The organism is Pseudomonas fluorescens, from assembly GCF_902497745.1.
GTDB lineage: Bacteria > Pseudomonadota > Gammaproteobacteria > Pseudomonadales > Pseudomonadaceae > Aquipseudomonas > Aquipseudomonas fluorescens_BM.
In genome coordinates, this window is the sequence record NZ_CABVHJ010000017.1 from 72,595 (window position 1) to 87,011 (window position 14,417).

Here is a 14,417-nt window from a genome sequence, read left to right on the forward strand (position 1 = left end):
CGCCGCCCCTCTGGAGAGCTGCCATGCCCCTGAATACGCAATTGCCACTCTGCTCAATTCTCCTCCTGGCAGGCGGACGCGGCCAACGCATGGGCGGTCAGGACAAAGGATTGGTGGAGTGGCTGGGTGAGCCGTTGATTGCACATTTGCAGCGCAAGGTTCGTGCAATGACTGACGACCTGATCATTTCCTGCAACCGCAATCGCGAGCGTTACGCGCCATTCGCCGATCAATTGGTCGTCGACGACGAGGGCGATTTCCCAGGGCCATTGGCCGGCATTCGCGCCGGCCTGAAAGCGGCGCGCCACACGCACCTGCTGGTCTTGCCCTGTGATGTCCCGCGAATTGACGCAGCACTGCTGCAAAGCATGCGTGAAACCGCCAATCTGAATCCTGAAAAACCTTTAATGTTGCGCCATGACGAGCACTGGGAACCGTTGCTGTGTGTAATTCCGGTGGCACTTTTATCGGCCTTCGAAGATGCCTGGAACGCCGGTGAACGCAGCCCCGGCCGGGTCATGCGCGGTCTCGGTGCCACCGCCCTGCAATGCCCGGACAACGACCCGCGGCTGGCCAACCTCAACACCCCCGAACTGTTAAATTCCCACAACACTGTGTCAGACTGACACTATTCAAGGAACTCTCACGCCTTGTATACGTCTCAAGCTCAGTAACCAAAAGAATTTCCATTCGGAGACACACCATGACTCAACGGACCCTCGCCACTTTCATGCTCGCACTGGGCCTTGCCACCCTCGCCGGTTGCTCCTCGCCTACAGTGATCACCTTGAATGACGGTCGCGAAATCCAGGCCGTCGACACCCCGAAATACGATGATGATTCGGGCTTCTACGAGTTCAAACAGCTGGACGGCAAAGAAACCCGCATCAACAAGGATCAGGTTCGTACCGTTAAAGAGCTGTAAGCTCTGGTTCGACACCGGATACAGAAAGCCCGCATTGATTGCGGGCTTTTTTATGGGCGCTCGAAAAGTGAAGTCGGTATCACCACTGCAGCGTAATCCGACTCTCGAATTCACGCTCTTCACCGGTCACCGGGTCGATAAACCGCAGACCTTGCGCCAGCAGTTTCAGCGGATTGGCGTAATCGTCCTCGATGTTTTTCAACACCTGCGGATAAAACGGATCGTTGCAGATGCTCGCGCCCAGCGCAGTCATGTGGACGCGCAGTTGATGTTTCTTGCCGGTCACCGGAAACAATCCATAGCGCCACAGATCGCCATGTTTTTCCCGAACCTCCACCGCCGTTTCGGTATTGCTGGCACCTTCGCCTTCCTGCATGCGGAAAAACGGTTCGCCATCCACCAGACGGCTTTTGTGCACCAGCGGAAAATTCAGATCCGGCAGCGCCGGAGCGATGGCTTCATAGCGCTTGTCGATCTGCCGCGTAGGGAACAGCGACTGATAAGCCGAACGGGTTTGCGGATTGGCCGAGAAAATGACCAGTCCCGCCGTATGCCGGTCGATGCGGTGCAGTGGCACCAGGTGAGGATTGTCCAGACGTCGGATCAAACGCCGCAGTAATGTTTGTTCGACGTACTCACCGGCTGGTGTCACTGGCAGAAAATGTGGTTTGTCAGCCACTACCAGATGCTCGTCCGCATACAGGATCGACTCGACCACCGGGATTGTCTTCTCGTCCGGCACTTCGCGAAAATAATGAATTCGCAGGCCTTCCTTGTAAGGCAGATCTACCGGGATTGGCTGACCTTGGCCATCCAGCACCCGCCCCCGAGCGATCCGGTCCAGCCATTGCTCGCGATCAATGGCGCGGAAATGCTCGCACAGGCAATCGAGTACGGTCAGCCATTTACCGGGTGGCAGATAAAGTGTGCTCGCCTGATTCTGCGCAGCAGAGAATGTAGACATGGACATACGGAAAATCGAATCCTCAATACAGGGCGGCATTATCCAGCACTGAGGGAAGCGAACCTAGCATTGAATGCTCAGGCCGGGATCGTTTTCAGCGCTGCGGCGTCGGTGAATTCCTTGAGCCAGCGCAACACTTCGACGGCCTCCCAGCGGCCCGGGTCATACAAGGCGTAGAGCAAACCCTGATAACCGACCACATCCAGTTGCTTGTGGTAGCCGGCGCGCTGAAACAAGGCCTCGATCTCGGCGAAGCAGGTGTTGAAATGCAGCTTGTTGAACGGCGTCTTGCCTTCCGTGACCAGCCCGTCCAGGCGCAATTCGAGAACCGCCTCGCGCACCACGTCAACCGACATCCGGTTCACGCTGTTCTTCAACTGTTCGACATTGACCACGGTTCATCCCTCTGACGCATTTACTGTATGCACATACAGTAACCGAACAATCCGCAAAATGCCAAGGAATGGATGGCGGCGGCGACCGGCGGGATTAGCCAGGAAACTCGGATTAACGCAGAAACGCCACGACTTGATCAGCGCTGAATGGCCAATCCAGTTCAGCCCCGGTGTCGATGCGACGCAAAACCGGAATTCGCAGACTGTAAGCTTCAAACCACATTTCGTCGTCAGCAATATCGACCAATTCAACCAGCAGGCCATGCTCAACGAAAGGCATCAGTTCGGCCTCGGCGACTTCACACAAATGGCATCCAAGGGTGCCGAACAGCTGACATTCAGGAGGCATGATTGCTCAACCAAAAAATGAGTGGGCCTATTCTAGGCCGCACCTGAAAACCCGTCGAGCCACCGCCGCCCAAAGGCTCCAGCCCCCCTACAAAGGCTCACAGGCAAAACCCTGACGCAAATCAGTCTGCACAAAACCCAATTACGCGATCCTCCCGGCCTTTTTGCCTCTACGCTTGAAAAGCCTGATCTGACATCGGAGTGTCCAGTGTTTGCCAATCTGTTGATCATCCTCGCCTCGTCCCTCGTGGTGATTGCCCTGTTCCGGCGCCTGCGGTTGCCGCCGGTTCTGGGTTATCTGTGCGTGGGACTGCTGGTCGGGCCGAGTGCCTTCAACTGGGTCAACGAAAGCGAACACCTGCCTGACGTAGCCGAACTGGGCGTGGTGTTTCTGTTGTTTTCGCTGGGTCTGGAATTCTCCCTGTCGAAGATGATCGCCTTGCGCCAGGTGGTGTTCCGTCTCGGTAGTCAGCAGGTGCTGATCAGTACCGCGCTGCTCGGTTTGTTGCTGATGCTGCTGGGCATGCCGATGACACCGGCGCTGCTGCTCGGCGCCGGGCTTTCGCTGTCATCAACGGCAATTGTGACCAAAGAGCTGGGCAGTCTCGGCGAGGTGTTCAGCAGCCATGGGCAGAATGCCGTTGGCGTTCTGCTGTTTCAGGACGTGGTCGCGGTCTTGCTGCTGACGTTGGTGCCAGTGTTCGCCGGCAGCAGCGAGCAAGCCTGGTATTGGGCGCTGCCACTGACGCTGGCGAAAACCGTGGTGCTGTTTGTCGGTCTGCTGCTGGCCAGTCGCTGGTTACTGCCGAGGCTGTTTCATGAAGTGGCCGCGTCACGCTCGGCAGAGTTGTTCGTGTTGCTGGCGCTGGTGATTGTGCTGTTGACCGCGTGGCTGACTCACCTGTTGGGCCTGTCCCCTGCCCTCGGTGCATTTCTGGCCGGCATGCTGCTCGGTGAAAGCCACTATCGGCACCAGATCGAAGCCGACATCCGGCCATTCCGCGACATCCTGCTAGGGGTGTTTTTCGTCAGCATCGGCATGCTCATCGACCTGCAACTGTTCGTCAGTCACAGCCTGTTGATTATCGGACTCACCGTCGGGTTGATGGTGATCAAAGGCATCGTCGTGGCCTTGCTGGTGAAGTGGCGCGGCAGTGACAGCGAAACGGCGTGGCGCAGCGGTCTGGCGTTGGCTCAGGGTGGCGAGTTCTGCTTCGCACTGATGGCGCAGATGCAGCAAAACAGCATGATGCCCAAAGCACTGGGCGACCTGCTGCTCGCCGCAACGTTTTGCTCGATGCTGCTGACGCCGCTGTTACTGCGCGCAGCGCCACGCATCGCGGCAGTGCTGCACCGCAAACCCAATCAAGAGGCACAGATCGAAGAGATCAGCGCACTCAACGCCGACCTCAATCAGCACGTGGTGATTTGCGGTTACGGCCGTGTCGGCCAATCCATCGGGCGCTTCATGCGCAATGCCAAACAGCCTTACATCGCGCTGGACAATGAACCGGTCCGGGTCCAGGAAGCCGCCAGCGGAGAAAGTGATGTGCATTATGGCGACTCGTCGCGCGGCGATCTGCTGACTGCGGTTGGCCTGCTACGCGCCAGATTGCTGGTGGTTGCTGTGGATCAGAGTGACATTGCCCTGCGCATCCTCAAGGAAGCGCGCCGGCTCAACGCCCACGTGCCGATTCTGGTGCGCACTCGCGACGACAGCCAATGGGCCGAATTGAAAGCCGCCGGCGCCACCGAAGTGGTGCCGGAGCTGTTGGAGTCGAGCCTGATGCTCGCCTCCCACGCTTTGATCATGCTTGGCTTGCCGGCGCATCAGGTGCAGGAAAAAGTCGATCAGGTGCGCATCGACCGCTATCGCCTGCTCCACGGTTTTTATCCGGGTAGCGACGATGCCGAGACTTAGTCCTGACTCACCGCGCCGATCTTGTGCAGCGACAGATCGGCGCCGTAATACTCTTGTTCCTGACTCAGGCGCAGCCCGTGCAGCGCCTTGATCACGCCGTATACGATGAAGCCACCGATCAGCGCCACGGCGACGCCGAGCGCAGTGCCGATCAACTGACTGATCAGGCTGACGCCGCCAATTCCGCCGAGTGCGGTCTGGCCGAAAATCCCGCAGGCAATCCCGCCCCACACGCCGCACAAACCGTGCAGTGGCCATACACCCAGGACATCATCGATACGCCATTTCACCTGCGCAGCGGTAAAGCACCAGACAAACAGCGCCCCAGCGATCGCGCCGGTCAGCAGCGCACCGACCGGATGCATCAGATCGGAGCCGGCACAGATCGCCACCAGCCCGGCCAGCGGCCCATTGTGCAGAAAGCCCGGGTCATTGCGCCCGACAACCAGCGCTGCCATCGTGCCGCCGACCATCGCCATCAACGAATTGACCGCCACCAGACCGCTGACCCCTTGCAGCGTTTGCGCGCTCATCACGTTGAAGCCGAACCAGCCGACAATCAGAATCCACGACCCCAGCGCCAGAAACGGAATGCTCGACGGTGCGAACGCCACCAGGCGACCGTCGCGATAACGGCCATTACGCGGCCCCAGCAGCAATACCGCCGCCAGCGCCAGCCAGCCGCCCATCGCGTGCACCACGACGGAACCGGCGAAATCATGGAAAGCGGCACCAAACTGCGCCGTCAGCCACGCTTGCAGGCCATAGTTGCCGTTCCAGATCATCCCTTCAAAAAACGGATAGATGAACGCAACGATCAACGCCGTGGCGCACAACTGCGGCACGAAACGCGCGCGCTCGGCGATGCCACCGGAAATGATCGCCGGGATCGCGGCGGCAAAGGTCAGCAGGAAGAAAAACTTCACCAGTCCATAACCGTGATCGGCACTCAGCACCGCCGCCGGTTGCATGAAGGTCACACCATAGGAGATCCAATAGCCTATAAAGAAATAGGCCAGCGTCGAGACGGCGAAGTCACTGAGAATTTTCGACAGCGCATTGACCTGGTTTTTCTGACGGACCGTGCCGACTTCCAGAAAGGCGAAACCGGCATGCATTGCCAGCACCATCACCGCACCAATCAGAATGAACAAGGTATTGGAGCTGTGAACCAGGGTGTCCACAGCGCTTTGCAGATTTTCCATAAGCAGGCAGACCTAAAGGCGAAAAAGGCACCAAAGCGGTTCATGCGCACATTTCATGCACCAAGTTGCGACCACGCAGTCACGGATCCGCAGATGCGGCGAACTGCTTTGGCGCACGAGGTCGATGTCCTGACACGAACCGGGCTTGTTTGAGATAAGGTTTCTCGAGGCGCACCCCCGGCAACAGCGCACAACGGCCGGGCGACGCACCACGACACAGCAAAAGTTGTACCAGTCATTTGTACTGAACCTTCGCGCAAGGCTCATACTCGAACGCTTCAGACGTCACTTACGGAGATCCAACCATGGCCAGCATCAAGGCAAAGACTGCTCAAGAAATCCTCATGAACGACTTCCAGACTTTGGTCGCCGACACCGAACGCTTGCTCGAGCACACCGCCACCCTGGCCGGCGATCAGGCCGATGAGCTGCGCGAGCAGATCCACGACAGCCTGCTGCGCGCCCGCGAAACCCTGAAACTGACCGAAGAAACCCTGCGCGACCGCGGTCAAGCGGCGGTAACCGCCACCGAGGATTACGTGTCGGCCAACCCTTGGCAGTCCGTTGGCATTGCTGCCGGTGTCGGCTTCCTGATCGGCCTGCTGGCTACTCGGCGCTGATTATGTCGATCGGTGAATCCGGCCCGACTGCGGGCACCGCCTCTTCCACGCGACGCTTGGGCGCCGCCGTTCTGGGTCTGCTGCACAGCCACGTCGAATTGTTCGGCATCGAATTGCAGGAGCAGAAATCCCGTACCGTCAGCCTGTTGCTGTTCGCCGGCCTGGCCCTGGTTTTTGCTCTGTTGTTGCTGGTGGGTTTATCGACATTGGTGATGATCGTGTTCTGGGACACTTACCGCTTGGCCGCGATCATTGGCCTGTGCGTTTTCTATACCCTGGCCTCGATCTTCTGCGGGCTGCGCCTCAAGGCGGCGATCTTCGATGAGTCCTCACCTTTCCACGGCACGCTCGAAGAGCTGGCCAACGACCGGGAGCGCCTGCTGCCATGAGCCTGCCTGAACTGCCACACAACAGCTCGCGTCGGGAAATGCGCAAGGCGTTGATCCGCTTGCGCATGGAAATGCATCGTCAGGAAATCCGCCATGAGGCCGGGCAAGTGCTGCAGCCTCTGCATCGCATGCGCGGCATGTCGCAAAACCTGCAAGGTGGCTTCGGCATCAAACACGCGCCGTTGTGGGGCGTGGCTGCCGTTACGCTGCTGGGCTTTATCACCGGCAAAGGCGCGAAAAGCGGCGGCGCTGGCGGATTGACTCGCTTGGTCCGTCTCGGCACCAGTCTTGGGCCGCTGATCAAACTAGTGATGCAGAGTTCGGCAAAACGCTAAGCAGATACATCTGGCTACATTCTTGCAATAGCGGCGGGATGAACCTCTTTATCCGGAGGTTCAATCCCGCACGCCTACGCGGCTGGCGGGGTTCAACCAAAACAAGAACCAAGGAGGCCCCGTGATCGACGGGCAACCGCTCGCCTGCTTTCAGCCTTTCATCGATACCGCCACGGGACGTATTGCCGGCGTCGAAGCATTGGGTCGCCTGCGTCAGGCCGACGGTCAGCTGACTTCGGTCGGAGCATTGTTTGCCGACTCGCGGACACCCGCCCTTGCCCTGCGCCGTCTCGACCGACAAATCCGCGATAACGCCTTGAGCCGCTTGCACGAAGCGCCGGCAGACTGGTTTCTCAGTCTGAACATGTCGCCGCGCTGGATCAGTCGCCTGCGCGCCGATCAAGCCTTGCCCAGCCTCAAGCAATTGGCACGCTACAACATCGATCCGCAACGTATTGTTTTCGAAATCACCGAACTGGGTGGCAATGGTCAACGCCTGGCAGAAGTCGTCGCGCGTTACCGCGACGCGGGCGCAAGAATCGCCATTGACGACTTTGGCGCCGGCTACTCGCAACTGGATCGGGTGCTGGCACTGCAACCGGACATTCTCAAACTCGATATGCGTCTGTTTCAGGCCGCGGCACTCGGCGGGCCTAGCAGTGATGTGGTCAAGGCTCTCGCGCAGATGGCCGAGAAGACCGGCTGCTGGATCATTGCCGAAGGCGTCGAGACCGAAGCGCAATTGAATTTCGCCCTGGAATGCGGTTCGCGCTACGTGCAGGGATTCCTGTTCGCGCGGGCGCAGGAGGCGTTCTTCCCCACCGATGCATTCGTGCCACGCTTCGCCGAGCTGCGCCAGCGCTATGTTCGGCAAAAACTCGCGGAACGCGGTCGGCTGATGCAAATGCGTCAGCAACTCGCTGAACTGATGTCGATCCTGCAAGCCTGGGCTCAGGCGCATGCTCCCTTGAGCGCGTTGCCGCAACTGGACGCCTTTCCCTGGTTGCTGCGTTTTTATCAATGCGATCGTCACGGCACGCAATTGACCCCCAACCTCGAATGGCGCCAGCACGGCTGGGTCGCCGACAATCGTTATCTGGGGCACAACTGGTCGTGGCGTCCGTACTTCTATCATTTGCTCGCCGAAGGTTGGGAGGAGCGGCGTTTGACGCTTTCCAATACTTACCGCGATGCCACCAGCAATCAGTACTGCCTGACGGCCGGGCAGTTTTTCGACAACGGCGAGCGCTTGCTATTGATCGACATCGATGCCGCAGGACTGTAGTTCCGCTTGCAGGGCCGGGCATGAACCGGGAAGCTAGGGGCTACCGCCCCCAGCCACCTGACGGAGAGAATCAGCCTTGGATTGGCAAACCCTGCTCAACCGCGAACGTCTCGGCAAGCCGCTGCACAGCCCGCAAGAACTTGGCCGCAGCCCTTTCCACAAAGACCATGACCGCATCATTTTCTCCGGCGCGTTCCGCCGCCTCGGGCGCAAGACCCAAGTGCATCCGGTCACCAGTAACGACCACATTCACACGCGCCTGACCCACTCACTGGAAGTCAGTTGCGTTGGTCGCTCGCTGGGCATGCGGGTGGGCGAAACCCTGCGCAGTGCCCTGCCCGAATGGTGCGACCCGGCCGACCTCGGCATGGTGGTGCAGTCGGCGTGTCTGGCCCACGACATTGGCAATCCGCCGTTCGGCCATTCCGGTGAAGATGCCATTCGCCACTGGTTCCAGCAGGCGGCCGGCCGTGGCTGGCTCGACGGCATGAGCGAAGCCGAGCGCGCTGACTTTCTCAATTTCGAAGGCAACGCCCAAGGCTTTCGCGTACTGACTCAGCTGGAGTACCACCAGTTCGACGGCGGCACGCGGCTGACCTACGCCACCCTCGGCACCTACCTGAAGTACCCCTGGACCGCGCGCCACGCCGACTCTCTGGGCTACAAGAAACACAAATTCGGCTGCTATCAGAGCGAGCTGCCGCTGCTTGAGCAGATCGCCCACAAACTGGGCCTGCCGCAAATCGAAGACCAGCGTTGGGCGCGCCACCCGCTGGTGTACCTGATGGAAGCCGCCGACGACATCTGCTACGCGCTGATCGATCTCGAAGACGGCCTGGAAATGGAGCTGCTGGACTATGCCGAAGTCGAATCGCTGCTGCTCGGGCTGGTGGGCGATGATCTGCCGGAAACCTATCGTCAGCTCGGCCCGCAGGATTCGCGTCGACGCAAACTGGCGATTCTGCGCGGCAAGGCCATCGAGCATTTGACCAACGCCGCCGCGCGAGCCTTTGTCGAGCAACAGGACGCACTCCTTGCCGGCACGCTGCACGGCGATCTGGTCGAACACATGCACGGTCCGGCCAAGCGTTGTGTGTTGAATGCCAAGGACATCGCCCGCAAGAAAATCTTTCAGGACAAACGCAAAACCCTGCATGAGATCGGCGCCTATACCACGCTGGAGATCCTGCTCAACTCGTTCTGCGGCGCGGCGCTGGAACAACACAACGGTCGCACGCCGTCGTTCAAGAGCCGACGCATTCTCGATCTGCTGGGCAGTAACGCACCGGATCCGCAGGGTTCGTTACACACCTCGTTTCTGCGCATGATCGACTTCATTGCCGGCATGACCGACAGCTACGCCAGTGACATGGCGCTGGAAATGACCGGTCGCTCCAGTCACTGATCCATCGCACGCGGGCGGCTATTGATATTGGCCGCTCGCAGGTGTCGCGCTCACTGCCGCCAATCGATGATTCAGCAACTTTTAAACAGCTATAAAAAACCATTTACAGCCAGCACTTGCAAATCATTCAAGTAAAACTATAAGCCCGTTCAAATCCTGCACTTCCTTACGTCAAACCTAGTTTGGCCGTAGTCTGTTTCCTTATTAGTTGTAGGAATAATCCGATAACGTGGCTAGAGCCATGTCACTTCATGCGAGCGTTCATTCATCTGAGCTAAGGTGCGCGCTTTATTCGTGCTTGCATGGGATTTGATTATGAACTCCGTTTTTATTGTCGACGATCACCCCGTCATCCGTCTCGCCGTTCGAATGCTGCTGGAGCATGAAGGTTACAAGGTCGTCGGTGAAACCGATAACGGGGTCGATGCCATGCAAATGGTGCGCGAATGCATGCCCGATCTGGTCATTCTCGATGTGAGCATCCCCAAGCTGGACGGCCTGGAAGTGCTGACCCGCTTCAATGCCATGGGCTCTCCGCTGAAAATCCTGATTCTGACGGCACAGTGTCCGACCCTCTTCGGCATTCGTTGCATGCAATCCGGCGCATCGGGTTATGTGTGTAAACAGGAAGACTTGAGCGAACTGGTCAGTGCGATCAAAGCGGTACTTTCCGGTTACAACTATTTCCCCAGTCAGGCATTGAATCCGGTTCGCAGTGACGACATTCGTTTTGCCGAACTGGAACTGTTCAAATCCGTCAACGACCGCGAATTGATGGTATTGCAACTGTTTGCCCAAGGTCGCACTAACAAGGAAATAGCCAAGGGCATGTTTCTGAGTAACAAGACTGTCAGCACTTACAAAAAACGCCTGATGCAAAAACTCAAAGCCAAATCCCTTGTAGAACTTATCGAGATGGCCAAACGAAACGCACTCGTGTGAGAGCCCGCATGCCCAGCCGTTTAAAGGACTATTTAATGGCGTTGAGTGCAGGTCTTTGCCTGAGCACCAACGTATTCGCCATGCCCGGCACTTCACCGGACTATGCCCTGCTGAGCCGATCGGCGAACGAACCGGTGCCGGTCACGCTCGAACAGTCCCAACGGCAATGGCTGCTTGCACGTAGCGAACTGGTTCTGGGCACCTCCGCGCCCGACTATCCGCCTTTTGACATGACGGTCAGTGGCAAGGACTACGAAGGCCTGACGGCCGACTACGCCGGACTCCTCGGCCAGGCCACCGGTTTGCCGATCAGGGTGCAGCGCTTTCCCTCTCGGGATGCGGCCATTCGCGCATTGGTCGACGGCCAGGTCGATCTGCTCGGTACCGCGAACGGCTTCGAAGCGAGCAATGCCAACCTTGCGTTATCGACCCCCTACGCGGTTGACCAACCTGTACTGGTCACCCGCGAAGATGAAACCCGCTCTCTCACTGAAGGCCTGGCCGGCTTGCGGCTGAGCATGGTCTATCACTATTTGCCGCTGCCCGAAGTCAAGGCGCTGTATCCCAAAGCACTCATTACCTGCTACCCCTCCTACCAGAATGCGATCAATGCCGTAGCGTTCGATCAGGCCGATGTGTTTCTCGGCGATACGCTCTCCACGCACTACATGATCAACAAGGGCTACCTGAACAACGTGCGCATGGCCAACTTCGGCAAACAGGAAGCCCAGGGATTCAGCTTCGCCGTACGCCGCAACAACCCGCAACTGCTGGCCATCGTCGACAGCGTGCTCAAGGCTGTGCCGGCCAGTGCACGCGACAACATTGCCAAGCGCTGGAGCGCGGGCAGCGATCTGCTGCTCACCGACCAGAAACTGCAACTGACCCAGCGCGAAGAAGCGTGGCTCAAGCAGCATCCAGTTGTCAGTGTGGTGGTGAACGAAGCGTTCGCGCCCCTGACATTCTTTGACAACGACGGCAATTTCCGCGGCATCAGCGCCGACTTGCTCGAGTTGATTCGCCTGCGCACCGGCCTGCGTTTCGAGATCCGCCGCAGCCGCAACGACGCGGAAATGATCCAGCAGATAGACCGTCATCAAGCTGATCTGATCGCAGCACTTCTGCCATCAACGGAGCGCGAAAAAACCCTCAACTTCAGTCGTCCCTACCTGGAGAACTCTTACGTTCTGCTGACCCGCAAAAGCGCCGATGGCCCGACCAATCTGGGCCAGCTCAAAGGCAAACAACTGGCGATTGCCCAAGGCAATCCGATGGTCGAATACCTGCGCCGAGAGTATCCGCGCATCCAGTTGATCGAAACGGCGGATACCTTCAGTGCGGTCTCGCTGCTCGCTGAAGGCCACGTCGAAGGCGCTGTGAACTCGCTGGTCATTGCCAACTACTTCATTTCCTCGCGGATCTTTAATCAGCCATTGCAGATCACCACCACCATCGGCACCGGTCAGGCGGCCTTTTCACTGGCGACCGCGCGGGACAACACGGAACTGACCTCGATCATCAACAAGGCGTTGTTGAGCATCGCACCCGATGAACTGGGCGTGATCAATGGCCGCTGGCGCGGTTATTCCACGGCGTCTCAAAACATCTGGCACAACTACCAGCGCCTGTTTTATCAAGTGATTATCGGCGCCTGCCTGCTATTGCTGTTGCTCCTGGCCTGGAATGCCTACATGCGCCACCAGATCAAACAACGCCAGGCTGCCGAGCGCGCGCTGAACGACCAGTTCGAATTCATGCGCTCACTGGTCGATGGCACGCCGCACCCGATTTATGTTCGCGATCGCCAGGGTCTGCTGCAAAGTTGCAACGAAAGCTACCTCGAAGCTTTCAATGCCAAGCGTGAAGACGTTATTGGCAAAAGCGTCATCGAGGGCACCCTGAGCAACGCGTTCGAAGCCCAGGCCTTTCAGGCCGATTATCAGCGCGTCGTTGCCGAAGGCGCGCCGATGGTCGTCGACCGACCTCTGCACATCGGTAACCGGCGCCTGACCATCTATCACTGGATCCTGCCGTACCGCGACTCCAGCGGCGACGTGAAAGGCATCATCGGCGGCTGGATCGACATCAGCGAACGCCGTCAGTTGTTCGAGGAACTGCGCACGGCCAAAGAACGGGCGGATGAGGCCAACCGGGCGAAAAGCACGTTTCTGGCGACCATGAGTCATGAAATCCGCACGCCGATGAATGCCGTGATCGGCATGCTCGAGCTGACGCTCAGACGCATGGATCAACAGCATCCGGATCGCTCGTCAATCGACACGGCCTATCATTCGGCCAAGGATCTGCTGGGGTTGATCGGTGACATTCTCGATATCGCGCGGATCGAATCCGGACGCCTGAGTCTTTGCCCGGAACGGGTCAATCTGGTCGACACCGTGACGTCCGTGGCGAGGATCTTCGACGGTCTCGCCCGGCAGAAGAATCTCTCCCTGCAAGTCATCTTCAATCCGCCGGATCTGGCCGTCGATGTGTATCTGGACCCTTTGCGGTTCAAACAGGTGCTGTCGAATCTGGTCAGCAATGCGATCAAATTCACCGAACAAGGCCATGTGCGCATTACCCTCGATCTCATGAATACCGATGCGCCCGCCCGCGCCTTGCTGCAACTGACCGTGCAGGACAGCGGTGTCGGCATCAGTGCGGAGGATCAGCAACGCTTGTTCGAACCGTTTGCCCAGACCGAAAACAGCAGTCAGCAAGGCAGAAGCGGTGCCGGCCTGGGGCTGGTGATCAGTCGCAACCTGTGCGAAATGATGGGCGGCCAACTGCAATTGAGCAGTCAGCCGGGCATCGGTACCCAGATCTGTCTCTCACTGGCCCTGGAAACACTGCCGATACAGGTGAATACGATCAAAAGTGAACCTGCGATCAAGACATCCTGCTCTCCCCTGCGTGTGCTGGTGGTGGACGACCACCCGGCCAATCGCCTGCTGATGTGTCAGCAACTGGAGTTTCTCGGCCATCACTTCAGCATTGCCGAGAACGGCTGCAGTGGCCTGGAACTGTGGACGGCTGGCCATTTCGATCTGGTGATTGTCGACTGCAACATGCCCTTGATGAATGGTTATGAACTGACTCGCGCCATTCGTCAGCATGAACTGCAGACACGCAGCCCGCCGTGCACCGTGCTGGGCTTCACGGCCAATGCGCAACCTGAGGAAATCCAGCGTTGCAAACAGTCCGGCATGAACGACTGTCTGTTCAAGCCCTTGAGCCTGAGCCTGCTCAGCCAGTGGGTCGATGGCATCACGCCGATGTCGACATCACCGGCATTCAATCTGCAAAACATGAATATGCTCACAGGTGGTAACCCGGCGCAGGCTCGTCGGCTGCTGGCCGAATTGCTTAAAAGCAGCCGTCTCGACCGCCAGGAATTGCTCGCGCTGTCGCCCGAACATGATCGCGGTGCGCTGGCAGTGGTTGCACACAAAATCAAGGGTGCCGCGCGCATTGCTCAGGCCACGCGAGTGATCGAAAGTTGCGATGCCCTCGAGCAGGCCTGCGCCGAGGCGCTGGCGACAACCGAGATCGCCCGCCGTTGCGAAGCGAGCAACCGCGCGATGCTCGAACTGGAGCAGGCCCTTCAGCAACAACTGACGTTGTCGGATCGAGGCACAATGAGCGTGCCTTAACTATGCTTGGCGCTGAGCAGTGAGTTAACC

14 protein-coding genes are annotated in these 14,417 nt (G+C 58.6%); 10 read left to right on the forward strand and 4 right to left on the reverse strand.

Annotation, left to right across the window (positions count from 1 at the left end; all coding sequences use genetic code 11):
* Nucleotides 1–23: 23 nt before the first annotated feature.
* Together mobA and F8N44_RS23220 are read left to right on the forward strand one after the other, a co-directional pair.
* Nucleotides 24–626 (forward strand): molybdenum cofactor guanylyltransferase MobA, encoded by a 603-nt coding sequence (mobA, locus tag F8N44_RS23215; protein WP_150651942.1) that lies wholly within the window; start codon nt 24–26, stop codon nt 624–626.
* 77 nt (nt 627–703) lie between these two features.
* Nucleotides 704–925, forward strand: a complete 222-nt coding sequence (locus tag F8N44_RS23220) for a YgdI/YgdR family lipoprotein (RefSeq protein ID WP_007908660.1) — start codon at nt 704–706, stop codon at nt 923–925.
* 79 nt (nt 926–1,004) lie between these two features.
* Here the strand turns inward: F8N44_RS23220 and F8N44_RS23225 are convergent, their stop codons facing one another.
* The 3 genes from F8N44_RS23225 to F8N44_RS23235 all read right to left on the reverse strand — a co-directional run bounded on the left by F8N44_RS23225 (nt 1,005) and on the right by F8N44_RS23235 (nt 2,633).
* Nucleotides 1,005–1,895: a pseudouridine synthase gene (locus F8N44_RS23225; protein ID WP_150651943.1), complete on the reverse strand. Its 891-nt coding sequence runs from the start codon at nt 1,893–1,895 to the stop codon at nt 1,005–1,007.
* A gap of 71 nt (nt 1,896–1,966) precedes the next feature.
* Complete coding sequence (locus tag F8N44_RS23230) at nt 1,967–2,284, reverse strand: transcriptional regulator (protein ID WP_150651944.1); 318 nt, start codon at nt 2,282–2,284, stop codon at nt 1,967–1,969.
* A gap of 112 nt (nt 2,285–2,396) precedes the next feature.
* Complete coding sequence (locus tag F8N44_RS23235; protein WP_150651945.1) at nt 2,397–2,633, reverse strand: glutaredoxin family protein; 237 nt, start codon at nt 2,631–2,633, stop codon at nt 2,397–2,399.
* Between the two features lie 207 nt (nt 2,634–2,840).
* On the opposite strand from F8N44_RS23235, the gene F8N44_RS23240 reads away from it, so the two are divergent.
* The gene (locus F8N44_RS23240) at nt 2,841–4,553 is read left to right on the forward strand and encodes a cation:proton antiporter (protein WP_150651946.1); all 1,713 of its coding nucleotides are present in this window, start codon (nt 2,841–2,843) and stop codon (nt 4,551–4,553) included.
* Here the strand turns inward: F8N44_RS23240 and F8N44_RS23245 are convergent.
* Nucleotides 4,550–5,758, reverse strand: a complete 1,209-nt coding sequence (locus tag F8N44_RS23245; RefSeq protein ID WP_150651947.1) for an ammonium transporter — start codon at nt 5,756–5,758, stop codon at nt 4,550–4,552. The genes F8N44_RS23240 and F8N44_RS23245 overlap by 4 nt on opposite strands.
* Before the next feature lie 305 nt (nt 5,759–6,063).
* Between F8N44_RS23245 and F8N44_RS23250 the strand changes: the two genes are divergently transcribed.
* The 7 genes from F8N44_RS23250 (at nt 6,064) to F8N44_RS23280 (ending at nt 14,387) form a co-directional block, all read left to right on the forward strand.
* Nucleotides 6,064–6,378, forward strand: coding sequence for a DUF883 family protein (locus F8N44_RS23250; protein WP_007908653.1), 315 nt, complete (start codon nt 6,064–6,066; stop codon nt 6,376–6,378).
* Nucleotides 6,379–6,380: 2 nt separating this feature from the next.
* Entirely contained in the window at nt 6,381–6,767 is a 387-nt protein-coding gene (locus F8N44_RS23255) for a phage holin family protein (protein ID WP_016985474.1), read from the forward strand.
* Complete coding sequence (locus tag F8N44_RS23260; protein WP_150651948.1) at nt 6,764–7,102, forward strand: hypothetical protein; 339 nt, start codon at nt 6,764–6,766, stop codon at nt 7,100–7,102. The genes F8N44_RS23255 and F8N44_RS23260 overlap by 4 nt, the downstream gene beginning before the upstream one ends.
* 121 nt (nt 7,103–7,223) lie before the next feature.
* Nucleotides 7,224–8,387 carry an EAL domain-containing protein gene (locus tag F8N44_RS23265; protein ID WP_150651949.1) on the forward strand — a complete coding sequence of 388 codons (1,164 nt, stop codon included), beginning with the start codon at nt 7,224–7,226 and terminating at the stop codon, nt 8,385–8,387.
* Nucleotides 8,388–8,463: 76 nt separating this feature from the next.
* Entirely contained in the window at nt 8,464–9,792 is a 1,329-nt protein-coding gene (locus tag F8N44_RS23270) for a deoxyguanosinetriphosphate triphosphohydrolase (protein WP_127929223.1), read from the forward strand.
* 315 nt (nt 9,793–10,107) lie between these two features.
* Entirely contained in the window at nt 10,108–10,734 is a 627-nt protein-coding gene (locus F8N44_RS23275; RefSeq protein WP_150651950.1) for a response regulator transcription factor, read from the forward strand.
* 8 nt (nt 10,735–10,742) lie between these two features.
* Nucleotides 10,743–14,387: a transporter substrate-binding domain-containing protein gene (locus F8N44_RS23280; protein ID WP_150651951.1), complete on the forward strand. Its 3,645-nt coding sequence runs from the start codon at nt 10,743–10,745 to the stop codon at nt 14,385–14,387.
* Nucleotides 14,388–14,417: the final 30 nt, after the last annotated feature.

What these genes read in the sequence shown, in the direction of transcription:
- F8N44_RS23225 (WP_150651943.1), bottom strand. Translation starts at nt 1,895, where the DNA reads ATGTCCATGTCTACATTCTCTGCTGCGCAGAATCAGGCGAGCACACTT.
- F8N44_RS23275 (WP_150651950.1), top strand. Translation starts at nt 10,108, where the DNA reads ATGAACTCCGTTTTTATTGTCGACGATCACCCCGTCATCCGTCTCGCC.
- F8N44_RS23245 (WP_150651947.1), bottom strand. Translation starts at nt 5,758, where the DNA reads ATGGAAAATCTGCAAAGCGCTGTGGACACCCTGGTTCACAGCTCCAAT.
- F8N44_RS23280 (WP_150651951.1), top strand. Translation starts at nt 10,743, where the DNA reads ATGCCCAGCCGTTTAAAGGACTATTTAATGGCGTTGAGTGCAGGTCTT.
- F8N44_RS23255 (WP_016985474.1), top strand. Translation starts at nt 6,381, where the DNA reads ATGTCGATCGGTGAATCCGGCCCGACTGCGGGCACCGCCTCTTCCACG.
- F8N44_RS23220 (WP_007908660.1), top strand. Translation starts at nt 704, where the DNA reads ATGACTCAACGGACCCTCGCCACTTTCATGCTCGCACTGGGCCTTGCC.
- mobA (WP_150651942.1), top strand. Translation starts at nt 24, where the DNA reads ATGCCCCTGAATACGCAATTGCCACTCTGCTCAATTCTCCTCCTGGCA.
- F8N44_RS23260 (WP_150651948.1), top strand. Translation starts at nt 6,764, where the DNA reads ATGAGCCTGCCTGAACTGCCACACAACAGCTCGCGTCGGGAAATGCGC.
- F8N44_RS23250 (WP_007908653.1), top strand. Translation starts at nt 6,064, where the DNA reads ATGGCCAGCATCAAGGCAAAGACTGCTCAAGAAATCCTCATGAACGAC.
- F8N44_RS23235 (WP_150651945.1), bottom strand. Translation starts at nt 2,633, where the DNA reads ATGCCTCCTGAATGTCAGCTGTTCGGCACCCTTGGATGCCATTTGTGT.